The organism is Pseudomonas helmanticensis, from assembly GCF_900182985.1.
Classification (GTDB): domain Bacteria; phylum Pseudomonadota; class Gammaproteobacteria; order Pseudomonadales; family Pseudomonadaceae; genus Aquipseudomonas; species Aquipseudomonas helmanticensis.
The window spans coordinates 3,349,313-3,375,442 of sequence record NZ_FXUY01000001.1; the positions used below are offsets into that span (position 1 = coordinate 3,349,313).

18 protein-coding genes and 1 pseudogene are annotated in these 26,130 nt (G+C 58.6%); 6 read left to right on the top strand and 13 right to left on the bottom strand.

Features of this window, described 5'->3' with window-relative positions:
• Window positions 1-124 precede the first annotated feature (124 nt).
• Both QOL84_RS15100 and QOL84_RS15105 read right to left on the bottom strand, forming a co-directional pair.
• Window positions 125-868, bottom strand: coding sequence for a hypothetical protein (locus tag QOL84_RS15100; RefSeq protein ID WP_283437707.1), 744 nt, complete (start codon window positions 866-868; stop codon window positions 125-127).
• A gap of 58 nt (window positions 869-926) precedes the next feature.
• Window positions 927-3,143: an alpha-xenorhabdolysin family binary toxin subunit A gene (locus tag QOL84_RS15105; RefSeq protein WP_283437708.1), complete on the bottom strand. Its 2,217-nt coding sequence runs from the start codon at window positions 3,141-3,143 to the stop codon at window positions 927-929.
• Window positions 3,144-3,394: 251 nt separating this feature from the next.
• On the opposite strand from QOL84_RS15105, the gene QOL84_RS15110 reads away from it, so the two are divergent.
• Together QOL84_RS15110 and QOL84_RS15115 are read left to right on the top strand one after the other, a co-directional pair.
• Window positions 3,395-4,459, top strand: a complete 1,065-nt coding sequence (locus tag QOL84_RS15110) for an alpha-xenorhabdolysin family binary toxin subunit A (protein WP_283437709.1) — start codon at window positions 3,395-3,397, stop codon at window positions 4,457-4,459.
• 30 nt (window positions 4,460-4,489) lie between these two features.
• On the top strand, window positions 4,490-5,491 hold the full coding sequence (locus tag QOL84_RS15115) for an alpha-xenorhabdolysin family binary toxin subunit B (RefSeq protein ID WP_283437710.1): 1,002 nt from the start codon (window positions 4,490-4,492) through the stop codon (window positions 5,489-5,491).
• 16 nt (window positions 5,492-5,507) lie between these two features.
• Here QOL84_RS15115 and QOL84_RS15120 read toward each other — a convergent pair whose 3' ends face one another.
• Window positions 5,508-6,284 (bottom strand): tetratricopeptide repeat protein, encoded by a 777-nt coding sequence (locus QOL84_RS15120; protein ID WP_283437711.1) that lies wholly within the window; start codon window positions 6,282-6,284, stop codon window positions 5,508-5,510.
• Window positions 6,281-6,961 (bottom strand): Fe2+-dependent dioxygenase, encoded by a 681-nt coding sequence (locus tag QOL84_RS15125; protein ID WP_129389024.1) that lies wholly within the window; start codon window positions 6,959-6,961, stop codon window positions 6,281-6,283. The genes QOL84_RS15120 and QOL84_RS15125 overlap by 4 nt, the downstream gene beginning before the upstream one ends.
• Before the next feature lie 207 nt (window positions 6,962-7,168).
• Here QOL84_RS15125 and QOL84_RS15130 point away from each other — a divergent pair, with 207 nt between their 5' ends.
• Window positions 7,169-9,484, top strand: coding sequence for a TonB-dependent receptor (locus QOL84_RS15130; protein WP_283437712.1), 2,316 nt, complete (start codon window positions 7,169-7,171; stop codon window positions 9,482-9,484).
• Window positions 9,485-9,693: 209 nt separating this feature from the next.
• Window positions 9,694-12,222, top strand: coding sequence for a PepSY domain-containing protein (locus tag QOL84_RS15135; protein WP_283438659.1), 2,529 nt, complete (start codon window positions 9,694-9,696; stop codon window positions 12,220-12,222).
• A gap of 98 nt (window positions 12,223-12,320) precedes the next feature.
• Here the strand turns inward: QOL84_RS15135 and QOL84_RS15140 are convergent, their stop codons facing one another.
• From QOL84_RS15140 to ptsP, 4 genes are all read right to left on the bottom strand, one after another.
• The gene (locus QOL84_RS15140; protein WP_283437713.1) at window positions 12,321-13,862 is read right to left on the bottom strand and encodes an alkaline phosphatase D family protein; all 1,542 of its coding nucleotides are present in this window, start codon (window positions 13,860-13,862) and stop codon (window positions 12,321-12,323) included.
• A 185-nt stretch (window positions 13,863-14,047) separates the two neighbouring features.
• Window positions 14,048-15,781, bottom strand: a complete 1,734-nt coding sequence (locus QOL84_RS15145; protein WP_283437714.1) for a PTS fructose-like transporter subunit IIB — start codon at window positions 15,779-15,781, stop codon at window positions 14,048-14,050.
• Window positions 15,782-15,792: 11 nt separating this feature from the next.
• The gene (pfkB, locus tag QOL84_RS15150) at window positions 15,793-16,734 is read right to left on the bottom strand and encodes a 1-phosphofructokinase (protein WP_283437715.1); all 942 of its coding nucleotides are present in this window, start codon (window positions 16,732-16,734) and stop codon (window positions 15,793-15,795) included.
• Window positions 16,734-19,595: a phosphoenolpyruvate--protein phosphotransferase gene (gene ptsP, locus QOL84_RS15155; RefSeq protein ID WP_283437716.1), complete on the bottom strand. Its 2,862-nt coding sequence runs from the start codon at window positions 19,593-19,595 to the stop codon at window positions 16,734-16,736. Before ptsP ends, pfkB begins: the two co-directional genes overlap by 1 nt.
• A 305-nt stretch (window positions 19,596-19,900) precedes the next feature.
• On the opposite strand from ptsP, the gene cra reads away from it, so the two are divergent.
• Window positions 19,901-20,896 carry a catabolite repressor/activator gene (gene cra / locus QOL84_RS15160; RefSeq protein ID WP_283437717.1) on the top strand — a complete coding sequence of 332 codons (996 nt, stop codon included), beginning with the start codon at window positions 19,901-19,903 and terminating at the stop codon, window positions 20,894-20,896.
• 3 nt (window positions 20,897-20,899) lie between these two features.
• Complete coding sequence (locus tag QOL84_RS15165; protein ID WP_283437718.1) at window positions 20,900-21,676, top strand: TatD family hydrolase; 777 nt, start codon at window positions 20,900-20,902, stop codon at window positions 21,674-21,676.
• 127 nt (window positions 21,677-21,803) lie between these two features.
• On the opposite strand, the gene QOL84_RS15170 is transcribed toward QOL84_RS15165, so the two are convergent.
• The 5 genes and pseudogenes from QOL84_RS15170 to ampD form a co-directional block, all read right to left on the bottom strand.
• Window positions 21,804-22,193, bottom strand: a complete 390-nt coding sequence (locus tag QOL84_RS15170) for a hypothetical protein (protein ID WP_283437719.1) — start codon at window positions 22,191-22,193, stop codon at window positions 21,804-21,806.
• A gap of 254 nt (window positions 22,194-22,447) precedes the next feature.
• Window positions 22,448-23,377, bottom strand: coding sequence for a methyl-accepting chemotaxis protein (locus QOL84_RS29510; protein ID WP_430458731.1), 930 nt, complete (start codon window positions 23,375-23,377; stop codon window positions 22,448-22,450).
• Window positions 23,354-24,445, bottom strand: a pseudogene (locus QOL84_RS29515) (methyl-accepting chemotaxis protein); the annotation flags it as partial. The gene QOL84_RS29510 and the pseudogene QOL84_RS29515, both read right to left, overlap by 24 nt.
• Window positions 24,446-24,694: 249 nt before the next feature.
• Complete coding sequence (gene ampE / locus QOL84_RS15180; RefSeq protein ID WP_283437721.1) at window positions 24,695-25,534, bottom strand: regulatory signaling modulator protein AmpE; 840 nt, start codon at window positions 25,532-25,534, stop codon at window positions 24,695-24,697.
• Window positions 25,531-26,091: a 1,6-anhydro-N-acetylmuramyl-L-alanine amidase AmpD gene (gene ampD, locus QOL84_RS15185; protein ID WP_283437722.1), complete on the bottom strand. Its 561-nt coding sequence runs from the start codon at window positions 26,089-26,091 to the stop codon at window positions 25,531-25,533. Before ampD ends, ampE begins: the two co-directional genes overlap by 4 nt.
• Between the last annotated feature and the right edge of the window lie 39 nt (window positions 26,092-26,130).

Here is a 26,130-nt window from a genome sequence, read left to right on the forward strand (position 1 = left end):
TTATTTTTTGAACCAGTTTTCGAAGTGATTCAACATCTGCAAAAGCTCTTGCGCACCTACCAGAGCTGATTCACTCTTGAAGTTCAGCATGCCCATGGTGGTCATATTTTCAGTTTGCGACAGTTCATTGCCCAAGCCTGTGGCGCAGGGTGATCTCCTTGACGAACACGCCCATTTGAGTATTCAACAATACAAAATCGTTGAACAGCCGCGCCACATCGGCTTGATACTCCCTCGCTCTGATTGAAGGGTCTGCAGAAGAGTAAGCAATGTCCCAGGCAGGTGTCGTGACAGTATTCCTGAACAACTCTTGTGCGACAGTCGGTTGCGAATGACACGCACACGACGGCGAATCCATGATTCGCACAAATGCCGCATTCAATCCGAATATGGCCTCACCCATCGTGTCGATCATGCCATGCGTCGGCGTTGTCTGTCCGGTCAGACTCCAGAAGCGGCTACCCAACTCTTGGACCAGAGATCTCACGCTGTTGGGTGGAGTTCCACCCCAGTTCGTGGAGCGATAGAGGCTGTAAATTCTGCAGTCGACTTGAGCGAGAGGCTCGCTTCTGGAGCTCCTCTGCGTAATTTCCAAAGACTCGCGTCGAAATGTCGTCAGATCATCGACGTAACGACTGACCAGAGTCCTTATATTTCCAACACGCTTCCAGTGCCCTTGCAGGGTTTCCTCATAAAAGTGCACGCGGTTCAGGCGCGTATCCCAAGACAAGGCACCTCGTTGGTGGCCGCTTTGCCTGCGTGCTTCAAATACCTGTGGGGTCTTGTCGAACGTCGCTACCAACATGCCGAGCCAGCGGCTATAGCGGTCGAACACGCGTCGTTGCTGCGCAGAAAACTCATAGCTCATTGAACCTATTCCCTATGCAGGAGGTGGAAGTCTGAACACCCACCTCCTCATCTCCTGGTTATTGAGAAATGGTCTTCAGAAAGGCAACGGCCTCGGCGATTTTTGCAATGGCCTTGTCCGCACGATCTTCCACCGGCAATGCAGTGTCCTGACTGAAATCGAGCGTGAGCAGTTCGAAGTCATCAACCAGATTGGCGAATTCAGAGGCGTACTTCGAACGCCCATCGTCGAGTTCGTCCAGTGTATTGACCAACTCAATGCGCCCGGCAATGCGGGCCATATCGTTGTCGTGTTTTTGCAATTGCGCGCGCAGTTCAAGTGCTCTTTCGTTGAGCCTGCGATAGGCGGCCAGCATGTTCAGAAAGGAGATGGCCTCCCCAATACCGGCAATCAACTTTTTCAAGGTATCGATAGCCAACAGGGCGATTTGGACCTGCGGCGGAGCCAGACCGAGCGCCTTGAGACTATCGAGCGACAATCGGGCTTCCGCACCGATTTTTTCGATGCCGGCTTTGGAGATCAGATCGATCGCTTCCGAGACAGACTTCATTTCGGTAGCGAGTTTTGCCAGTTTATCCTCGGAGACGCTCTGGAGTTCCTCAGTGTCCGCAAGTTCACTGGCCAGGGTAATCAGGTGTCCCGCCGTGGCGTTACGATCATAGGGTGCGCCAAAACTCTTGTGGATACTTTGGAAATCCTGAGTTTGCGTTTTGACTTTAGCGGAGAGGTTTTTTAGTTCCGCCTCCATATCTTCACGCACCTCCTCCGCATCTTCGGGGGAGCCAAGTTCCGCCTGATAGGATTTCAGTTTTCTTTCGGCGTTGACCATGTTGATACTGATTTTCTGAGCTTTGTCGCGCAACTCGAAAGTCGTCTTGCCCACTGCCAGCGCCACACCATTCATGGAGCCAACAATGCCCGGCATGTAATCGAATTGTTCGTAAAGCATCTGCACAGAAGTATTCAGTTGCTGCACCGAAGCATTGTTCCCGCGCAGCTTGCCCATATTGAACACTGGCTGAGCGGCGCTGACTGATAAACCATACATTGCTGTTCGACTCCGAATTCCAAGATTATTTTTTTCGTACTCCTTATCGGCCTCTGCAAACACCGCAAGCAACTGATCGGCACTGGATTTGATCTGCTCCCAAGGCGCGACGATATCGATGATCTGATTCTTGAATCGACGCAACGACGCGGCCTCGTCGATTTTTGCGACCTCAGCAATAGAGCCGCTTACATAATCACTGAGTGCATTCCAGACCAGCATGAGATTCTGGGTGGCCACTTCGGCTTCGATCGCGACATAACTCAGGTTTTGAAGATCGTCGCGGACCTTGTTTAAAGAGCTCAGCGTTTGATTCCTGCTGGCCATCTTCTGGTTATCTGCTTGCTGCAGCAGCTTCAACGCATTGCGTTCACGGCGTATCTGTTCTGCCTTGACGCCTTGATAGATGCCCATGACCAAGCCGGGAATGCTGAAGCTTGCCGCAGCCTTGATCGCTTCCTGAACAAGCTTTTCGTACTGCTTGTTCAACTCATCGATTCCAGCAGAACGCTGATCCATTTGCCCCTGCAGCGCTTTGATATCGGCCGCATAGGTGTTCCTCGAAACGAACTCCAGGCGCAGCTTGATTTCCGGCAGGACGGTTTCACGCATATCGATGCCGAAGCTGTCCAGCTCCCCGCGGACTTGTTGAGCTTTCTGGTGACAAAGCCGAATCTTGCTCAAAAGATCATTGAGATAACTGCGGATGTCGGTGACATCACCTGGTGCAAGTTCAAGATCAGGAAGTCCCGGGATCTGTCGTTGCAGTTTCAGATATTCTTCAGCGGAGGAAATATCATGCGCTTCAAGGTATTTCGAAACTTTCAACTCTTCATACACTTCTACAATGGCTGTACCGGTACGAATAATGCTGCCGGCAAATATCTTCAGATCGGTTCCCGTCAGCATGATTTTCTCGCGCAAGGGCGACCAGCGTCGCGCATGCTGATAAGTCATGCTGAAGGTGCGCAGAAAATCGCGGGCAGTACGCCCTGTGCCGCCGTCATCACCGGCGCCATAATTTAAGTAAGCAGCAACATCGTCGAGTTGAATCGGCAGGGACAAGCCCAGAGTTTCATATTTTCTGAGGCTGATGATTTGTTCTTTCGTCAGCTGTATGCCGGTTTCCCGGTTGTACTCCTCACCTTCACCCAAAGAGGCACTTACAAAAATCATCGGGGCTTTGGTGGCGGCTTCGATCACCTTGTTATTCATCTTGATGTCCATGGAGACTCCTTGTCTTCTTGGAAATTTAATATTGATTATTTACTCATGACGCTGAAGTTCTCATCACCTGAAAATCCTTAATCAGCGCCGCAAACAACCTAGTGGTAAAAAATCACCCAGCACAAGCACTAAAACATTAAAGAAAAATACAAGCCCCACATCAACAACAAGTCACACTCAATCATTTTACTCAAGAGCAAAACTACGAATAACCTGAGAACTCAAACAACACTTAAAAAAGGAATTATAAAGTGCAATCGAGTTCAACCCCGCTTATCACCAAAGACGACATTCGTAAAATAAAAAACTACGTCAGCGCCTCCAGAAACTTGCCTCGCACAGTCGAAGACGTAGCGATCCAGTTAAAAACAACGCACACCGGTATTGTCGGGCTTGAGCTGATTGACATCGTCACACTCAATCACACAATTATTAACAATGCCAATTCCTGGAACGATATCGAATATTCGATGAAGCAACTGGCCGGAAGCCTGGCAACATTTTCGGAAGACCTGGAAAGCTTCGGCCAGGATGTTATCGATGCGATCGTGACGATGCCTGGCTATATCAATTATCTCGGTACTATCGATACGCTGACAGAGGAAGAGATCAACAGCCTGCCGCCGCTGGAGATTGGCAGAGAAGAGAAAAACCGGTTCGGCTCGATCCAGGAGTTCCTCGGTTTCATTGCAATTTCAATTGACGATAAAAAACTCAGCAGTATGGAGGTCGCCGCTCGACTCAAGAATTTCAAGGCCGAGCTGAACGACAAGGTTGCACCGGGCATTGGTGAAAAACTGAAACTGGCTGGCGACGAGCAGATCAATCAACAGATCAGCGAATTGAATCGCGCCATTGATGAAGCGCAAAAACGTATTGAAGAAAAGACTCGGGAAACCGATCCTGGCTTCTTCGAAAATATTCTTGGCTTTATCGTCGGAATCAACGCGCCTCCGTCGATATATTACCGTCATCTTGAGATGCAACAGAAAACACACTTGAGACCGCTGATTGCCCAGCGCGAGCTACTGACCGAACAAGTCAAACAGAAAAACGTACTCGCCGGTACTCTGCTGGAGTTTCAGGCGGGACTGGACAGTATTTCGATCTACGTGGATGGCGCAATCCAGAGTACCTCGCAACTCGAGACCCTCTGGCTCTCCATCACCGATTACATCAAGGCTTCACAAAACAAAATAATCAGCATGCATGACTTCCTGACCCTAAGAAGCTTCGTCTCGAGTTTAAAAGTCGTACTAAAAAACTGGAAAACCGTCCAACTCAATGCCAACCAGCTAATCATTGCATTTGATTAACTTTATTTACCTGATCAAGAAAATACTTCCATGACTAATACTAACTACGTACTCCCTGACCTTGGCCGTGTTCGAGAAAGCCGTGAGGCTATTCGTTATCAGGCAATCACTGGCTCGGCCAACCTCTACATTAAAGCGTTGAGCGATGAACTGATCAGTCTGAACGCTGCGATCAACGATATGGACCAAACGGCTGCCAACAGCATCACTTCGGCAATAACTGCGCTCGACACAGATGACCTGGAGGATAACCTGCAGTCTCTGGCCAGCCTTCAGGGAAGTGAGTCGACTGCCAAAATTGAAAATGCCCGAAAGTTATACTCAGAAGCCGTCACGCAACTGATGAAGCTGAGTACCGATCAAATGATAAAACTGCACTCGACATTTAAAGACAGTGTGTTTGGTGTAGAAAGCGTCACCATCAGCAACAATCGCTTCAGGATCGACGAACTGGCCAGCGCGAAAATCGATCTTGATCGCGAGCACACAGCCGAACAAATCCCGCTGGCGGAATTGCAACAAGACGAAGCCGTCCTGAATGTGGCGATCACCGAATTTGAAAAGCTGAGCTTCATTGACCGGATCAAACCACTGCTCGAGCAGTTGCGCTCGATGATCGGCAACAAGCCCAAAACTCCTGAAGCTGCGGCACTGGAAGCCGGCCTGGCGGTTGCCAACAAGTTTCTCGACGAGGCTAACGAGCTGATCAAATACAAAGACTTGATCAGTGCCCGACAAATCATCCAGACACGCATTGTCCAACGTGAAGAACGCGTGATCTCACTGAAAAAGCAATTGCAGGAAAACGCCAACAAGACCCGACAGTTGCAGGACACGCAGAAAGTGTTGCCCCATCGGCAGATTTATCTCAGTGAAGTCAACAAACTGATTGAAGCGCTGTCGAGCTTTCTCACGGCCGTTAAGACTTCGAGCAAAGATGAACTGTTGATCCGCGGCGAACACCTGCTGAAACACAGCCAGGCGCTGCGCAATTACCTCAATCAGCTACAGGGACGCTGGCTGCGCGGCTGATCAGAGTGCATGCCCTTCATTGCTCTTGAAGGGCATCGCTGCTGGCCTCAAGCAGCAGCATCCGCCGGCGGTAGGCGTGTGCCATTTCACGCATTTGAGGATGCGCACAAGCCAGAAGCGAATCGCTGCCGACCCGCAAAAAGTTCAGGTTACCGCCCTCAAGTGCCTGGCGCAGCCAGTGCAGCGCCTCATCGATTCGGCCGTCGTCCGCCAACACTGCCGCATGACTGAACTGCCCGCGAAAGTCCCCACCTTCGGCAGAACGCCGATACCAGTCACGCGCGCAGACGGGATCTGCCGGGCACTCGCGCCCTTCCTCCAGATAACGCCCCAACAGATTCATCGACTTCGCATGCCCGCTTTCAGCGGCACGCTGATACAGCGCCAGCGCTTGAAGTTGATCCACCGCCACACCGCGACCGGTCGCCAGCAGATTCGCCAGGTTGTACATCGCCCAATCCAGCCCACCGTCTGCAGCTATTCGATAATGCGCTGCCGCAACCACAGCATCCGCCGCGCAACCCCAGCCATGTTCATGACAACGACCCAGCATGTTGCGCGCCATCAGATGGCCGCGCCCGGCCGCGATGCCAAACCAGCGCAGCGCCAGCGCCTGATCCTGCGCGATGCCTTGGCCATCCAGCAGAATCTGTCCGAGTAAAGCCTGCGCTTCGACAACGCCCTCACCCGCTGCGAGCAAAATCGCCTGTGCCGCGCGAGCCGGGCTTTCTTCGAGCATCGCGCTGAGTTGCGCGCCGTCGAGGACTTCCTCACGACGAATCTGAAAACTCATACCTCGACCCAGCGACGCAACAGATTGTGATAGGTGCCGGTGAGGCGAATCAGCGACGGATGATCGGGCAGGTCGTGCGTGAGTTGCTGGATCGCGCCGTCCATCTCGAACAGCAGCGCGCGCTGACTGTCTTCGCGCACCAGACTTTGTGTCCAGAAGAACGACGCATAGCGCGCGCCGCGAGTGACCGCGTTGACCTTGTGCAGGCTGGTGCCGGGGTACAAGACCATGTCGCCGGCGGGCAATTTCACTTGTTGGGTGCCGTAGGTGTCCTGGATTTCCAGCTCGCCGCCGTCGTAATCCTCAGGTTCGCTGAAGAACAGGGTGGCCGACAGATCGGTGCGCACGCGCTCGATGCTGCCCTTGGGCTGCCGCACGGCGTTGTCGATATGGAAGTCGAAGCTGCCGCCTGCCGTGTAACAGTTTACTAACGGCGGAAAGACTTTATGCGGCAATGCGGCGGACATGAACAATGGATTTTTCCATAGCCGCTCAAGCATCGCCGCACCGATTTCCTTGGCCAGCGGATGGCCTTCAGGCAATTGCAAATTGTGCTTGGCCTTGGCCGACTGAAAGCCAGCGGTGATCTTGCCATCGGCCCAATCCGCCTGCTCCAGTGCCTGGCGAATGCGCTGCACCTCGTCTTTCGCGAACAGTGCGGGGATGTGCAGCAGCATGGCGATGTCACCTGATGGCAAAGAGGCGGCAATGGTATTGATTCTTATTGGCCGTGTAAAACCCGAGAGACGAATGAACTGGCAAAAACCGTAAGGTTAAATTGTAAAGAATGTAAATTCAGTGCAGTTAGCAATATTTCGCAATTGATACAGATACCTGTTTAACCTATATTCCGCCGCCTCAAATCCTTGGGGAGGGGAATTACAATGGCACGTCAACAAGCACAATTACCGGTCAGTTCACCACGTTTGCTCGCCTCGGCTATTGGCGTAGCGATTACCGCCGGCTCCGCCGGGCACATGGTCTTCGCTGCCGAAAAAACCGACAGCAAAGCCTCCGGCAATGCCATCGCACTGGACGCCACCGCCATCAACGGCGAAGCGCAGGACCCAACGTCCTACCAGGTCGAGAAAGCCTCCTCGCCCAAGTACACCGCACCGCTGGTCGACACACCGCGTTCGGTGACGGTTATTCCGCAACAAGTCTTGAAAGACACTGGCGCCCTGAACATGCAGGACGCGCTGCGCACCGTACCGGGCATCACGTTCGGCGCCGGTGAAGGCGGCAACCCGCAGGGTGACCGTCCGTTCATTCGCGGTTTCGACGCGCAGGGCGACACCTACCTCGACGGCGTGCGCGACACCGGTTCGCAGAGCCGCGAGATCTTCGCCGTGGAAAACATCGAAGTCAGCAAAGGCCCGAACTCCGCCATCGGTGGGCGTGGCGCGGCAGGCGGCAGCATCAACCTGGTGAGCAAGAAAGCGCACCTGGGCAACTCGTTCGACGGCGGTTTCACTTGGGGTTCCGACCAGACCCAGCGCTACACCCTCGACGGCAACTACCAGTTCAGCGACACCGCTGCCGGCCGTCTGAACCTGATGAGCCACGAAAGCAACGTCGCCGGTCGTGACAGCGTCGACTACGACCGCTGGGGCATTGCACCATCGCTGGCGTTTGGCCTGGGCACCGACACCCGCGTCAACCTCGACTACTACCATCTCGAAAGCAACGACACCCCGGATTCGGGCATCCCTTACACCATCCCGACCGGCGGCTCTGCGGCACGTACCAAGTCCAATCCGGACAAGCCTTACGCCGGTGGCGACCACAGCAATTTCTACGGTCTGGATCGCGATTTCCGCAAGGGTCGTACCGACACCGCGACCTTCGCCATCGAGCATGACCTGAGCGACTCGCTGACGATCAAGAACACCCTGCGTCACGGCACCAGCATGCAGGATTACATCCTCACCCAGCCGGACGACAGCAAGGGCAACGTCAACAACGGCAGCGTCTGGCGTCGTGCCAACACTCGGGTGAGCAACACCGAGACCACCACCAACCAGACCGATCTGTTCGGCAATTTCTACGTGGCCGGCTTCAAGAACAGCTTCTCCACGGGCGTCGAGTACACCCGTGAGGAAAGCCAGAAGTCCTCGTACAACGTCAACACCGACACCACGCCGCGCACCAGCGCCGTGACCACCAACTGCAACCCGGGGCTGATTGGCGCAGCCAGTGGCTACAACTGCACCTCGCTGTCGAACCCGAACCCGAACGATCCGTGGAACGGCGCGATCTCGCGCAACTACGCCGGCACCGACACTCAGGCCGACACTTACGCGCTGTACGTGTTCGACACCTTGGAGTTGAACCAGCAATGGCTGCTGAACATGGGCCTGCGTTACGACCACTTCGACACCGACTACAAGAGCTACAACAACGCCGGCAACACCACCTCCAAAGGTGCTGACACCAGCGAGTTCGTCACCGGCCAGTTCGGCGTCGTCTACAAGCCTGCGGAAAACGGCAGCATCTACGCTTCCTACGCCACCTCGGCCACCCCGCCGGGCAGCACCTTGGGCGAAGGCATGGACGGCAACCCGTTGGGCGGCACTGCGGATCGCAACGGCAACCTGCTGAGCAGCGACATGGAGCCGGAAACCACCAAGAACTACGAGATCGGTACCAAGTGGGATCTGCTCAACGATCGCCTGTCGCTGACCGCTGACATCTTCCGCACCGAGAAAGAAAACGCTCGTGTGCAAGTCGATACGACTTCCTACGAAAACGCCGGCAAGACCCGCGTACAAGGCGTCGAACTGTCGGCCAGCGGCAAGATCACCGACAAGTGGCAAGTGTTCGCCGGTTACGCCTACATGGACAGCGAACAAGTCGACGGCGGTCCACTGGGCCGGGCCAACGATGGCAATGAACTGCCTAACACGCCGAAAAACAGCGCCAGCCTGTGGACCACTTACCAGGTCACGCCGAAGCTGACCATCGGCGGCGGTGCGTTCTACGTGGATGACGTATTCGGCAGCGTGGCCAATACCACCATGGTCGATTCGTATGTTCGTTACGACGCGATGGCCGCGTACAAGCTGACCAAGAACGTCGACCTGCAACTCAACGTGCAGAACCTGACCAACGAAACCTACTACGACAAAGCCTTCTCGACCCACTTCGCCAACCAGGCGGCGGGCCGTACGGCACTGTTGAGCACCAACTTCCACTTCTGATCCTGTAGGAGCTGCGGCACGCTGCGATCTGTTGATCTTGATCTTTAAAAGCAAAATCAAAAGATCGCAGCCTTCGGCAGCTCCTACAAAAACAGTCGGCCCCGTTCATTCAGTTGAACGGGGCTTTTCTGCGTAATAAAGAACGCTTCTCGATAACCCACGGCATAATGCGCGCCGTGAAGACTATTTTCGAACGGACGGCGAGTGACGTGTTGAAGAAAACCCTGTTCCAGTTGCACTGGTTTTTTGGCATCACCGCAGGGCTGGTGCTGGCCCTGATGGGCATCACCGGCGCGACCTATTCGTTTCAGGACGAGATCCTGCGGGCGCTGAACCCGTCCGTGTTGCAAGTGGAAAAACAGGTTGCCGGGGTACTGCCTCCGGTAGAGCTGGTGGAGCGCATTGAAGCCACCTCGGGCAAGACCGTGTCGATGCTCTGGGTCGAGACCGACAGCGGCAACGCCGCGCGCGTCTACTTCACGCCGCCCAAGGGTGAACGTCGCGGCGAGATGCGCTACTTCGATCCGTACACCGGCGAGTTCATGGGCGATGCCGTCGGCCAGGATTTCTTCGGCCTGATGCTGCAACTGCACCGCTTCCTCGCGATGGGCGATACCGGCCGCAACATCACCGGCGCCTGCACCTTGATCCTGCTGTTCTTCTGCCTCTCCGGCCTGTACCTGCGCTGGCCGCGTCAGTGGAACAGCTGGCGCGCGTGGCTGACGCTGGACTGGAAGAAAAACGGTCGTGCGTTCAATTGGGATCTGCACTCGGTGGCTGGCACCTGGTGCCTGCTGGTCTATCTGCTGCTGGCGTTGACCGGGTTGTCGTGGTCGTACGAGTGGTACAACAAGGGCCTGACCAAACTGCTTTCCGACGCACCGCAAAACGAACGTGTACGCGGCGGTCGCGGACCAGCGCCGGAAGGCCCGGCACCCACCGCCGATTACGCAGCGATGTGGAGCAGCATCTACAGCGCCGCCGGCCCGGGCCTGTCTGCCTACAACATCCGCATGCCGCCAGTCGCCGGCCAACCGGCGACGGTGTTCTACCTGCTCGACAGCTCGCCGCATGATCGCGCGTTGAACCAGATCACCCTCGACCCGGCCACCGGCATCGTCAAACGCGTCGACCGCTACGCCGACAAGAGCTTCAAGGCGCAACTGCTGACCAGTATTTATGCGCTGCACGTCGGCAGCTATTTCGGCCTCGTCGGACGGATCATCATCTCGATCGCGGCGGTGTGCATGCCGCTGTTTTTCATCACCGGATGGCTGCTGTATCTCGATCGCCGACGCAAGAAAAAGCAGATCAAGGATGCGCGCAAAGGTCTCGAACAACCGGCCGGTGATGCTTCAGCGTGGCTGATCGGTTTCGCCAGCCAAAGCGGTTTTGCCGAACAATTGGCGTGGCAGACTGCCGGGCAATTACAGGCCGCCGGGTTGCCGGTGAAAGTGCAGCCGCTGGCGAATGTCAGCGAGCAGGATCTGCGTGAATCGAACAACGCGCTGTTTGTGGTCAGCACCTTTGGCGACGGCGAAGCACCGGACAGCGCCCGTGGTTTCGAGCGCAAAGTGCTGGGCAAAGCCTCGACACTCGGCAGCTTGAACTACGCCGTACTCGGTCTCGGTGATCGTCAGTATCAGAACTTCTGCGGCTTCGCCAAACGCCTGCATCAATGGTTGAGCGAACACGGCGGCAAGACCTTGTTTGCCCCCGTAGAAGTCGACAGCGGCGATCCATACGCGCTGCGCCACTGGCAGACGCAACTCGGTCTGCTCACCGGACAAGCGCCGGTCGATACCTGGCAAGCGCCGAGCTACGACAACTGGACGCTGACCCGCCGCGAACTGATGAACCCGGACAGCAGCGGTGCACCGGTTTATCTATTGGCATTGAGCGCACCGAACACCAGCAGCTGGCTGGCCGGTGATCTGGTCGAAGTGCTGCCGCGCAACTGCCCGTGGGCCATTGAACATTTCCTCGACGGCCTCGGCATTCGTGGCGAGACCCCGGTGAAAATCAATGGCCTCGACGAGCCGCTGGAAGTCGCACTGGCTTCGCGTCAGTTACCGGAACATCGCGCACATCTGGTTGGTCTGCACGCGCAGGCGCTGGTCGATGCGATGGTGCCGCTGGCCATGCGCGAATACTCGATCGCCTCGATTGCCGCCGACGGTGTGCTGGAGTTGATCGTGCGTCAGGAACAACACGCCGATGGCACGCTTGGCATCGGTTCTGGCTGGTTGACCGAACACGCGCCAGTGGGCGGCAGTATCAGCCTGCGCGTGCGCCGCAACAGTGGATTCCACCTGCCAAACACGCCGGTGCCGATGATTCTGTTGGGCAACGGCACCGGTCTGGCCGGGCTGCGCAGTCTGCTCAAGGCGCGGATTGCCGATGGTCAGCAGCGTCAGTGGTTGCTGTTTGGCGAGCGTAATCGTGAGCACGATTTCCTTTGCCGTGCGGAGCTGGAAGAGTGGTTGGTCAATGGTGATCTGGCGCGACTGGATCTGGCGTTTTCGCGGGATCAGGCCGAGAAGATTTACGTGCAGGATCGCCTGCGTGAGTCGGCTGACGAGCTGAAGAAATGGCTGACGGAAGGTGCGGTGATTTATATCTGCGGCAGCCTGCAAGGCATGGCCTCAGGCGTGGACCAGGTACTCAACGACGTCCTCGGCAGCGCCGAAGTCGAACGCCTGATCGAACAGGGCCGCTACCGCCGCGACGTCTACTGAAAACACCCCTGTAGGAGCTGCCGCAGGCTGCGATCCTTTGATCTTGCCCTTAAAAAAAATCAAAAGATCGCAGCCTGCGGCAGCTCCTACAGGGGTGGTCATACCGGTTGTAGTTTTTGTTCGAAAACGGCTATGCCATTCAAATCGCGCAACACCACGCTCATCTCCCCGCTCTGCCCTTCGATATTCACCTCGCCAAAAAACTGGAAACCGGCAAACGGTGATGCGTTCTGCGTCGGCGGCGCCTTCTCGAAAACCACCTCCGGGCCGAAGGTTTTATCCAGCGGATTCGGTCCGAAACTGCCAGCGTTCAACGGCCCGGCGACAAACTCCCAGAACGGTTCGAAATCCTGAAACGCCGCACGGTCCGGGTGATAGTGATGCGCTGCGCAGTAATGCACGTCGGCCGTGAGGAAGACGAAATTGCGTACCTGCTGCGCGCGCAGGAATCCGAGCAACTCAGCGATTTCCAGTTCGCGCCCCTGCGCAGGTCCGGGGTCGCCGTTGGCCACCGCTTCCCAGCGCGCGACACCTGGGCTGACCTCGCCATCCGGAACGCCAAGGCCAATCGGCATGTCAGCGGCGATGACCTTCCACTGGGCTTTGGAATGCTTCAAGCCACGCTTGAGCCAGTCCAGTTGTTCACGCCCCAGGAACGGTTTCGCCGCGCCGAGGTTGTCGTCATTGGCGCCGCGATAACTGCGCATGTCGAGCACGAAGACATCGAGCATCGGCCCGTAACTCAGCTTGCGATAAATCCGTCCGCCACCGTCGGCGGCTTGCAGGCGCATCGGTGAATATTCCAGCCAGGCTTTTCGCGCGCGACCGACCAGGGTGTGGATATCTTTCTCCTGATAACGCTCGTCGAGCTGCTTGCCCGGCGACCAGTTGTTGACCACTTCATGGTCGTCCCACTGCCAGATCTGCGGCACTTCGGCGTTGAAGCGGCGGATGTTTTCGTCCATCAGGTTGTAGCGGTAGTTGCCGCGATAGTCGTCGAGGGTCTGCGCGACTTTGCTCTTGGCTTCGGTGGTGAGGTTGCGCCAGATGCGGCCGTTTTCGGCGGTGAGCTGATCGGGCACCGGGCCGTCGGCGTAGATGGTGTCGCCGCTGTGGATAAAGAAGTCCGGCAGACGCAGGCGCATGGCTTCGTAGATGCGCATGCCGCCGATGTCCGGGTTGATGCCGAAGCCCTGGCCGACGGTATCGCCGCTCCAGACGAAACGCAGATTGCGCCGTGCCGTCGGTGCGCTGCGCAGGTGGCCGAGCCATGGTTCGCTGGCGACACCGGTACGGGCGTCCTTGAAATACACGCGATAGAAAATCGCCTGATCGGCGGGCAGCCCGGTGAGCTCTACGCGGGCGGTGAAATCGCTGCGGGCATCGGCGAGCGCCGAGACCTGCCGGCGTGGATTGCGGAACTGGCTGCGGGTGTCCCACTCGACCACCATATGCGCCGGGCGATCGCTGCGACTCCAGATCATCGCGCGATCCCCTTGCAGGTCGCCGGACTGCACGCCATCGGTCAGTTGCGGCCGATCCTTGACCGAAGCAATCACCGCCGGCGCCAAGCCAGGCATCAGTAATCCGGCGCCGACAACCTGCATGACACGCCGGCGACCGGGGTTGAAATCGCTCATGCTGTTCTCCCTGAAAAAAGGAAAACTTAAGCACGCCATCATTACCCGCAAATGACACCTGCCACACCACAAATCCAATGTAGGAGTGAGCCTGCTCGCGATAGCAGTCTATCTGCCAATATTCATGTCACTGACAGACCGCTATCGCGAGCAGGCTCACTCCTACAAGGGATTTGTGGGGGCGGTCAGGCCTTGGTGGGTTCCAGGGCCAACTCGACGGCTTCGGGGCGTTTGACCGTCGCATAGACCACAGCGGTCAACAAACTCCCCGCGACAATCGCCAGCAGATACAGCAACGCGTGGTTGATCGCATTCGGAATCGCCAGCACAAACAAGCCACCATGCGGCGCCATCAGCTTGCAGCCGAAATACATCGACAATGCACCGGTCAATGCCCCGCCGGCGATGCTTGCCGGGATCACCCGCAACGGGTCTTTTGCGGCGAACGGAATCGCCCCTTCGGAGATAAAGCACAGCCCCAGCACCAGCGCCGCTTTACCGGCCTCGCGCTCAGTCTGGGCAAACTTGCGCCGGGCAATGAACGTGGCGATGCCCAGGCCAATCGGCGGCACCATGCCCGCCGCCATGGTCGCCGCCATCGGTGCATAACTCTGCGAGGCCAATAACCCCACCGAGAACGCATAGGCGGCTTTGTTGATCGGCCCGCCGAGGTCGACACACATCATGCCGCCGAGCAACACACCGAGCAGAATCGCGTTGGTGGTGCCCATGCTGTCGAGGAAATGCGTGAGCGCCGCGAGCATGCCCGCAACCGGTTTACCGACCACATAAATCATCACCAGCCCCGTGAACAGGCTGGCGAACAACGGGATGATCAGAATCGGTTTCAGCGCTTCAAGACTCTGCGGCAACGCGACATATCGGCTGATCGCCTTCGCCGCATAACCGGCGATAAAACCGGCGACGATGCCACCGATAAACCCGGCGCCCAGAGTGCTCGCCAGCAAACCACCGATCATCCCCGGCGCCAGGCCTGGGCGATCAGCAATCGAATAGGCGATGTAACCCGCCAGCAACGGCACCATCAGTTTGAACGCAGTCTCGCCGCCGATCTGCATCAGCGCAGCTGCCAGCGTGCCTTCTTCCTTGAACGCGGTGATGCCAAACACGAACGACAGCGCGATCATCAAACCGCCCGCCACGACCATCGGCAGCATGAACGACACACCGGTCAGCAGGTGTTTATAGACGCCGGTTTTCTCCTGCCTGGCCGGTGCCTTGCCGTCACTTGCCGCACTTTCCACAACAGCTTCAGCCAGGGCTTTTTTCAGCGTCGCTTCGGACTGCTTCAAGGCGATGCCGGTGCCACAACGATAGATTTTTTTGCCGGCGAAACGCTCGGTGGCGACTTCGATATCCGCCGCCAGCAACACCACGTCTGCCTCAGCAATCGCCGCTGCGCTCAACGGGGTTTTCGCGCCCACCGAGCCTTGGGTTTCGACCTGCAGTTCATAGCCCAGACGCTTGGCGGTTTGCTGCAAGGCTTCGGCGGCCATGAAGGTGTGGGCGACACCGGTCGGGCACGCGGTGATGGCGACGATGCGTGGCGCACGCGGCGCATCAGCAAGCGGTTTAGCTTCGCTGGCAACGTAAACTTCAGCCTCTTCAGCACCACGACGCAGCACTGCTTCAACATCCTGCAACGCCTGCGCCGGGGCAATCTGGAAAACCCGTTTGCCGACAAAGCGCGTCATGTCGACCGCACCTGTGGCGACCAACAAAACCCACTCCGCCGCCGCAATCGTCGCCGCCGACAATTCGCGCTCAGGGTGCGCTGCATCGACCACTTCAACGCTGGTGCTCCAGCCCTGACGCTGCGCCGCCGCATCGAGCAAACGCGCGCACAGCACACTGGTGACCATGCCGTTCGGGCAAGCCGTAACAATGGCTAACTTCATGACAAACCCTCTTATTGTTCTGTCAGGGGGCGCACGCGCACGCCCTGTTCGAGCTGCGCCAGTTGCGCGCGGTCGTTGATGCCGAAACCGATCTGGGTCACCGCCATCGCGGCAATCGCGGTGGCGGTGCGCAGGGTTTGTTCAGGCGTGTCGGCGCTGAGCAAACCGTGGAGCATGCCGGCCAGCAACGAATCGCCGGCACCGACCGTGCTGGCGACGCTGACCTTGGGTGGCGTGGCGTGCAGGGCCGAACCGACGCTGAACCAATTCACACCGTCGGCACCGTGGGAGATCACCACGTGTTCGATGCCTTGCGCATGCAAACGCGCCGCTGCCTGCGCTTCGGCGGCGTGAGAAACCACCTCGCAACCGAGCGCGTCAGCGAGTTCTTCAGTATTGGGTTTGATCAGCCATGGACTGGCTTTCAACGCTTCGCGCAATGCTTCACCGCTGGAATCGAGGGCGACTTTCAAGCCGAGCTGATTGAGCCGTTCGATCAACTCACGCAACCACTGCGCCGTCACGCCACGCGGCAAACTGCCAGCGACTACCACCGCGTCATGCCCCGGCGCAACCTGCACCAGACGATCGAGCAACGCCTGCTGTGCAGCCGCATCGACCACCGGCCCCGGGCCGTTGATATCGGTGATGCGTCCGCTCTGCTCTGCCACTTTGATGTTGCTGCGCGTCTCGCCCGGCACGCGGATAAACGCGTCGACAAAACCGCGCTTGGCGAACAGGGTTTCGAACGCTTGCAGGTTGTCCTCGCCGAGAAAGCCGCTGACCGTTACTTGATGGCCGAGGTCGGCAAGTACCTGCGCGACGTTCACGCCTTTGCCGGCGGCGTGGGTGTGCATCTCGTCGCTGCGATTGACCTGACCGGCGTCCAGACGCGGCAACTCAACGGTGAGGTCGAGCGCCGGGTTGAGGGTCAGGGTAAGAATCTTGGCCATTACAGGGCCTCCACTAATGCGCGCACTTCGTTGGCGCTGCCCACGGCCAGGGCCTGTTGAGCAAGGGTTTGCGCCTGCGTCAGGCTGAGTTCACGGATGCGCGCCTTCACTTCAGCAATGCTGCGCCCGGACACGCTGAGTTCATCGACACCGAGGCCGACCAACACCGGCACCGCCAGCGGATCCGCCGCCAGTTCGCCGCAGACGCCGACCCATTTGCCGTGGGCATGGGCGGCGCGCACGGTGATATCGATCAGTTGCAGTACGGCCGGGTGCAAGCCGTCGGCCTGCGCCGACAAGGTCGGGTGACCACGGTCGATGGCCAGGGTGTATTGCGTGAGGTCGTTGGTGCCGACGCTGAAGAAGTCGACCTCCTTGGCCAATACCGGCGCGAGCAACGCGGCGGACGGCACTTCGATCATGATCCCCAGTTGAAGATCGGCGACCGGAATTTCCAGACGCAAACGCTCGGTCATGTCGCGAGCCTGGCGCCATTCTTCGACGCTGCCAACCATCGGAAACATGATCCGCAGCGGACGGTTGTCCGCCGAACACAGCAACGCGCGCAGTTGCGCTTCCATGATCTGCGGACGCTGCAAGGTCAGGCGAATGCCGCGCACGCCGAGGAACGGGTTTTCTTCCTTGGCGATCGGCCAATACGGCAGCGGTTTGTCGCCGCCGACATCCAGCGTGCGCACCACCAGCGGACGACCGCCGAGGCCATCGAGCACGCGACGATATTCTGCTTCTTGCGTAGCCTCATCCGGCGCCTGCGGGTGGGCCATGAAAATCAGTTCGGTACGCAGCAGACCGATGCCTTCGGCGCCCTGCTCCACCGCGCTGATCACCCCGGCGCTTTCGCCGATATTGGCGAACACTTCGACCGCGTGACCGTCGGTGGTGTGTGCCGGTTGGTGGCGTTGTTCGGCGGCAATCTTCAAGCGTTGTTCGCGAGTGTCGCGTTCTTCGGTGGCGCGTTGCAGAGTCGCGGCATCAGCGTCGACATGCAGGCGACCGCGTTGACCGTCAAGCAGCAACGGCGTGCCCGGCGCCAGCAACAACACCGCTGCGCCAGCACCGACCAGCGCCGGAATGCCAAGGGCTCGCGCAACGATTGCACTGTGCGCGGTGGCGCCGCCGCGTGCGGTGAGAATCCCCGCGACGCGCGCCGGGTCCAGCCGCGCGACGTCGGACGGGCCGACCTCGTCCATCACCAGAATGTACGGTTGCTCAGGTTCGCTCGGCGTCTGCACGCCACGCAGTTGCGCGAGCACACGGCGGCCGACGTCCCGCAGGTCCGCCGCACGCTCGGCGAGCAAGGCATCCTGCAGCGCTTCCTGTTGTTTCGCCGCGGCTTCGATCACCGCCATCCACGCTGCTTCGGCGCTTTCGCCTTGCTTGAGGCGGGTGTCGACTTCGTCGGTGAGTTCCGGGTCGTCGAGCATTTCCTGGTGGGTGATGAAAATCTCGCGGATGGCTTTGGCTTTGCTGCGTTCGATCAAGCCCTGGATGTCGCTGCGAACATCGCTGAGCGCTTGCTTGAGACGTTCGCGCTCAATGGCAGCGGACTCGCCCCGCATTGGGTAATCGATGGTCTGTTGCACTTGAATATGCGCCGGGCCGATGGCGATTCCGGGCGCTGCCGGGATCGCCTGCAACTGAGCGCCGGACGCCGGAGCGATCAGCACTTCGGCGATGTCGGCGAGCACTTCGCGTTGCTGGCTGACGGCGGGCAGCGGCTCGACTTCTTCGCCAAGACCTTCTTCGATAGCAGCGAGCAAGGCCGGCAAGGCGTCGGCAGCGATGCTCGGCTCGGCGATCAACTCCAGCACCTGACCGCGACGGGCGCCGAGGCTGAGCAGTTTGCTCAGGCTTTTCACCGACACGGCGCTGTCCTGACCGTCGACGATGCGCACGCGAATCTCGCCGTCAAAACTCTTCGCCAGTTGCGCGAGGATCTTCGCCGGGCGCGCGTGCAAGCCGTGGGCGTTGGCCAGCGCAATGCGTGCGCTCGGCCAGTCGGCGGGCAATTCACCACCGAGCACTTCGAGGACTTTGCGGCTGCTGGTAGCGCGGCCCAGTTCATGGCCGCGACCTTCGATGAGCAACGCACACAGGCGCTCAAGCAACGCTTGATGCGCTTCGCCAAGGCTGGCCAGACAGAACAGACCGCTGAGCGGCTGGCCGAGGTAACGCATCGGTTTGTCCGGCGTGACGAATGCCAAGCCCGGGCGTTTCACGGTTTGCTCGCTGTGCAACCACCACAAACCATCGCCCAGCGGCAGCGCTTCGACCTGTTGCAGCACCGCCGAGAAACCGTTGCTCACACAATCGGCCTGGCGCAGCAGACGTGCACCACGCCAGACCAGTTCTTCGAAATCATCGGCAGAGACGCCGAGGCCGATCATCTGCGCATCCAGCGCCAGCTCTTGCGGCGCGCCTTGCAGCAGTTTCAACAGCGCTTCGGGGGAACTGGCGCGACGCAGGGCCTGGCCCAGGTCGGTTTCGCCGAGGGCGCGGGTCAGCAGTTGCAGCAGGCGCAAGTGTTCATCGGATTTGGCGGCGATACCAATCGCCAGATAAACGATCTGGCCATCGCCCCAATCCACGCCCTCGGGGAACTGCATCAGGCGCACGCCAGTGGCGAACACCTGATCGCGGGTTTCCGGGGTTCCGTGGGGAATGGCAATACCTTGACCGAGAAAGGTCGAGCCCTGGGCTTCCCGGGCCTGCAAGCCGGCGAGGTAACCGTCGGCAACCAGACCATCGGCCACCAGATGACTGGCTAGCAATTGCAGGGCGGTGGGTTTATCCACGGCCGATTGGCCCATGGATATCTGCTCTATAGTGAGCTCGAGCATGCAATCTCCTTTTTGGCATCGGTGACGCCAGGTATTGTTTTGAATGGTTGCAGCTTAGGCGCTTGTCAGCTTTGCTTTTCAGCAGCAATTTTGGCGGTTTCACGGCAGAACCGGCCAAAGGCGCCTAAAACGTAGAAAATACGCCTGCTGAAACGTTTAATCTAGATTGATCGGCACGTTACTCGATAATGTCCCATCCTTGAAGTCCAACTTGTCGGATGCGTTGCGACAATAGTCGCCTGCCCTAATCGGGTAGGATTGGCGAAAATGTTGCGGCAAGCTCGCAAAAACAAGGAAATCCCGGGTTGAAACTCAGTGATATCGCGCGGTTGGCCGGCGTGTCCGTGACCACCGCCAGCTACGTCATCAACGGCAAGGCCGAACAGCAACGCATCAGTACCGCGACCGTCGAACGCGTGCGCGCCGTGGTCGATCTGCACGGCTTCACGCCCAATCCGCAAGCCGCCGGGCTGCGCAGCCGGCACACGCGTACGTTGGGTTTTATCCTGCCGGATCTGGAAAACCCCAGCTATGCGCGGATCGCCAAATTGCTGGAGCAAGGTGCGCGGGCACGCGGCTATCAGTTGTTGATCGCCAGTTCCGACGATGCGCCAGACAGCGAGCGGCAATTGCTGCAACTGTTCCGCGCGCGCCGTTGCGATGCGCTGATCGTTGCCAGTTGCCTGCCTGCCGGTGATGACAGTTATCGGCAGTTGCAGGCCAAGGGGATGCCGATCATCGCCATCGACCGGGTCATGGAGCCGGAGTATTTCTGCTCGGTGATCAGCGACGACCGCGAGGCCAGTCAGCACCTGACGCAAAGCCTGCTCGATCCGCAACCCAAACAAATCGTACTGCTCGGCGCACGCCCGGAACTGAGCATCAGCCAGGAACGTGCCGCCGGTTTCAAACAGGCGCTGGTCGACTTCAAAGGTGAAGTGCTGGTCGAGCACGCTGAATCCTTCAGCCGTGAGTGCGGCAAGCAGTTGATGGAAGAACTCCTGCAACGCCTGGGGCATTTGCCGGACGCGTTGGTCACCACTTCCTACGTGCTGCTGCAGGGCGTTTTCGATGCACTGCATGACTTCCCGCTGAAATCACGGCCGCTGCGCCTCGGCACCTTCGGCGATACGCAGTTGCTGGATTTCCTGCCGCTGCCGGTCAACGCCATGGCTCAGCAGCACCAGTTGATCGCCGACAAGGCGCTGGAACTGGCGCTGGCGGCGGTCGAGCAGTCGGAGTACAAGCCTGGCGTGCAGGCCATTGCGCGAACCTTCAAGCAGCGTATTCACCGGGACTGAGCCGTGGAGCTGATCGACAGTCACACCCACCTCGACTTCCCCGACTTCGACGTCGATCGCTCGGCGCTGCTTGCCGAAAGCCGTGCCCTCGGGGTGCGGCGGATGGTGGTGTTGGGGGTGTACGAGGGTAACTGGCAACGGGTATGGGATCTGGTGCGCAGCGATGCCGATTTGTACGCGGCGTTTGGCTTGCATCCGGTGTATCTCGATCAGCATCGTCCGGAAGATTTGACGGCACTCGGTGATTGGCTGACCCGGCTGCGCGGACATCGGCAGTTGTGTGCGGTGGGCGAGATCGGTCTGGATTACTTCGTCGAAACGCTGGATCGCGAGCAGCAACAGGCGTTGTTCGAGGCGCAACTGCAACTGGCGGCGGACTTTGCATTGCCGGCGCTGATTCATGTGCGCCGCAGCCACGCCGCAGTGATTGCCACCCTCAAGCGCTTCAAGCTCAAACGCGCCGGGATCATTCACGCCTTTGCCGGCAGCCGTGAAGAAGCGCGCGAATACATCAAGCTCGGTTTCAAACTCGGACTGGGCGGCGCCCCGACCTGGCCGCAGGCGTTGCGCATGCATCGGGTTCTCACGGAGTTGCCGCTGGAATCGATCGTGCTGGAAACCGATTCACCGGACATGGCGCCGGCGATGTTTCCCGGTCAGCGCAACAGCCCGGCGCATTTGCCGGCGATCTGCGCAGCCTTGGCCGAGCTGATGAAAACCACCCCGCAACAACTCGCCGCCGCCAGCACCGCCAACAGCTGCGAAGTCTTCGGCTGGTAACCCGATGCATCCTCCTGTAGGAGCTGCGGCACGCTGCGATCTTTTGATCTGTTTTTACAAGCAACATCAAACGATCGCAGCTTGCCGCAGCACCTACAGACAGTCGTCAGTGAGCAGTGGTCAGCAATCAGTCGGCGTGGGCCTTGGCGGCGTCGAGAACCAGCGTCAGATGCTGACGATGGCGCGCGTAACGCACGACAACGAAGTACGCGAAAATTGTAATCAACGATGCGTTGAGTTGTTCGGTGACGCTGAGCAACCCCACCCACTCCATCACCAATGCCACCAGCAATGCGGTGCAGACCGTCACCGACGCGCTGAAGCGCAACAGCGCCAGTGAATCGAGGGACTTGAAGCGTTTGATCTGTTTTGGGCAGCGCAATTCCAGGGTTTTCTGGCAATGCTCGCAGGTGAACGGTTCATTGATCGAGATGGCATTCAGTTGCCAGGGTTTCAGCAGCAGGGTGGTCTGACAATGAGCACAACGGCCCTGGACTCCCAGGGTTGCGACGGACATGAGCAGTCTCCTCCAAAACGGTCTGACAGGGATTCTGGTTGATTGAAGGCGAAAATCCAGCGGGCGGAGGAAAACAGGAATTCGCCTACAGAGGCCAGCCTAAAAAGACTACAAACTATTCAGACAAAACCGGAACCGTGCTCCAGCAAACTGGCAATTGGTAACTGTAGGAGCTGCGGCACGCTGCGATCTTTTGATCTTTAAAAACCAGATCAAAAGATCGCAGCGTGCCGCAGCTCCTACAAGGGGGTAGGTTAGACGCGGAAGGCGCTGATCAATTGTTTGAGTTCGACGACCTGGGCGGACAGCGCACGGCTGGCACCTTCGGTCTGGTGCGCGCCGTGGGCCGTGCGCTCGCCGGCGCGGTTGATCTCGACGATGTTTTGGTCGATGTCGTGGGCGACCGCCGTTTGCTGTTCCACCGCAGCGGCAATCTGCTGGTTCTGATCGACGATCATGCCGACCGCGCCGAGGATGTTTTCCAGCGCCTGCTGGACCTTCTCCGACTGCCCGACCGTGCCGTTGGCCATCTGATGGCTGACGCCCATGGCTTTCACCGCAGCGCCGACGCCGCCGTGCAGCTTGGCGATCATCTGCTCGATTTCTTCGGTGGATTGCTGGGTGCGCTTGGCCAGCGTGCGCACTTCGTCCGCGACCACGGCAAAACCACGGCCCTGCTCGCCGGCGCGGGCTGCTTCGATCGCGGCGTTGAGCGCTAGCAGGTTGGTCTGTTCGGCGATGCTCTTGATCACTTCCAGTACGCGGCTGATCGACTGGCTGTCACTCGCCAACTGATTGATCACCAGCACCGACTGATCGATCTCGCTGGCCAGCGCGGCAATGCTGCCCTGCTGCGACTCGACCAGGCTACGGCCGCTGACGGTTTCATCATTGACGCTGTGGGCGCTGCTCACGGCGGCGGCGGCACTGCGCGCGACTTCCTGTGAGGTCGCCGACATCTGGTTCATCGCCGTGGCCACTTGTTCGATCTGCGTGCGCTGCCCGGCGACGGCCTGATTGCTTTGCGCCGAGACGTTTTCAACTTGTCCGGCCTGACGCTCGACTTCGCCAACGGTCTGGCCGACGCGCTCGATCAGGTCGTGGATTTTCTTCACGGTGCCGTTGAACACTTCGCCCAACTCACCGAGTTCGTCGCGGCTGTGGGCGACGAAGTTGACGGTCATGTCACCCGCCGCGACCTTATCCATCATCGCGCCCAGGCGTTTGAGGGTGGTGCGGGTCGAGGCGTAGAAACCGCCATAGAGATAGAAAATCAGCACGAACACCACCGACAGCGCCACCGCCTGCAAGGTCATGTGGGTGCGGTTTTGCGTCAGACGCTGTTGCAGTTGCGTGTCGAGGAATTTCAGGCTGGCTTCGTTGAGCTGGTAGGTCTTGTCGAGCAACCCGGTGACCTGATCGTAAAACGCCTGCCACGGTGCATCGAGGGTATCGGCCATCACCACGTGTTCTTCGAACAGCTCAGTCGCCTGCTTCAACGACGCCTTGCTGCTGTCGGCCTGAACGCTGAGGGTTTCACGCGCCGCCTTGCTGGAGCCGAGAGCGTCCTGCAACTTCAAGGCGTATTCCGCCTGGAGTTTTTCGATCTGCACCAGCAGTTCATCGAAACGCGTGCTCGAGGCACTGTTGAGAAAGCCCTGCCCCAACGAATACGAGCCCATGGCCCGGCCTTCGCCGAGGGTTTGCGTCACCGTCGGGGTGATCAGCGTCACCAGTTCGCTGAGCTGGCGAATATCGCTCTGGTTGTCACGGCTGAGGCCAGCCTGGCTGGTGATGATCTGGCTGAAAATCTGCGCGCTGGTGAGCAACTTACCGATCAGCGCGCTTTTGCTTTGCAGCGAGTTTTCCGCCTGCTGGGCCTTGAACGCGGCAATCATTTCATCACGCTTGCCGTCGAAAACCTTGATCTGTTCGGGGTCGTCGGTCATCGCCGTCAGCCCTTGCAGACGCGTCAGCACGGCTTGTTCGAGACTGGTGATGTTCGCCTCGACATTGCCGGCCTTGCCGGACTGGCCGAGGATGACGTTGATCTGTACCAGATTGTTCAGGGTTTCCAGATCCCGGCGCAGGGTCAGGCTGCTCCCCAGCAGATCAAGGCTTTGCAGCTCGACCCGGGTGCCCTGAAATTCACGATAGGAATCGCGTACCAGATAAAAATTGGTCACCAGCATCGGTACCAGGAATAGCACGCTGATCAGGCTGAACTTCATGCCGAAGCTCAGACGGTTCATCAGCGAGACGGCGGGATAGAGCAAGCTCTTCACTGGAAGTCTCCCTTGGTTTTTCTTGTTTTTATTGGCAGGCGCGAGGCGACAGCAGATAGCCACTATCGAGCGCCATCACTGTATAGCTCAAATCGACGGGAGGTTTTGTAACTTAAGGTTAACGAAAAAAAGAACGCAGCCTGCGGCAGCTCCTACAGAAAAACCAATCCCTGTAGGAGCTGCCGCAGGCTGCGATCTTTTGATCTTTGTTTGAAATCAGTGAACCAGAACCGTCCACAAGGCAAACCCGGCATACCACAGCACCGCCGCGCGCAGCAGCAGTTCCCACAGGCAATCAAGCGTATTGATGCCCTCAGGACCGACCACAGGAGGCGGGATCTCCCCCGCCACCAGGCCAACCTTGTTGATCAGTTGCGCAGCGCTGATGTTCCAGTTCAGCAGCTCATGCAGCATCACCCGGCTGACCGCGACAAAGTTGCCGACCAGCGCCAGGCTCGCCGCCAGCAATCGCACCGGCACCCAATCAAAGGCATGGCGCATTTGCGCCGCACGTTCGACCAATGCCGGATTCTTGCCGTGTTCCTCGGCCAGCGCCAGCAAGCGATAGGCCAGTGCCGCCACCGGGCCGAGCAGGAAATACCAGAAAATCACCGCGAAGAAGCTTTGATAAGCCTCCCACAACAGGTGCCCCTGCACGCGGTCAAGCAGTTGCTCGCCACTGTCGGCGCAAATATCCAGATCGCGCTTGGCGACATGCGCCGCCGCCTGCAGATCTTCACGGCGCCAGGCATCGCGGAACGGCCCGAGACCGCCGAGCAAATCGCCGCGCCCCAGACTGTAAATCACCACCAGCAAATGCACCGGCAAGGCCAACAAGCCGTAAGCCACTGGCTGCAGCACCAGCAGCAACAGGCCGAGCAGCGCCACCGGCAGCAACACCATGATCGTCAGCACCAACCATGGCTGATCGGCCAATCGCGAGCTGCTTTCAAGTTTGTGCAGTTCGCGGATCCATCCGCCATCGCGTTGAACCCGATGGCGCAAGGCCGAGAACTTCTCGATCCAGACCGCCAGCAGTAACACCAGAAAACTCATTGTCCTTCCTCTTGTGCCAGGGCTGCGCGGTAACGCGCCCAGTCGAATGCCGGGCCAGGATCGGTCTTACGCCCGGGTGCTATGTCGCTGTGCCCGCAAATGCGGGCGCCGGTGATGGCCGGAAATGCTGTTTGCAACTGACGGGTCAACACCGTCAAGGCCTGATACTGCGCATCGGTAAATGGCAGATCATCGGTGCCTTCGAGCTCAATACCCACGGAAAAATCGTTACAGGTTTCGCGCCCTTCGAACAGCGACACGCCAGCATGCCACGCCCGCTCGAGACAGGAGACAAACTGGGTGACCTTGCCGTCACGTTCAATCAAAAAGTGCGCCGAGACGCGCAAATCGGCAATCCCTGCAAAGTAGGGATGTTCGGTGACATCCAGACGATTCTGGAAAAATTCCTGCACCTTGCCGGTGGCGAACTGCCCCGGCGGCAGGCTGATGTTGTGGATAACCAACAGGGAAATTTCGCCCGCAGGGCGTTCATTGAAGTTGGGCGATGGGCAGACCTGCACCCCGTGACACCACCCGCTAGCGGGATCCAACTGCATAACGATTCCTTCAACGCCGACTGTGTTGACGCCCAGTAT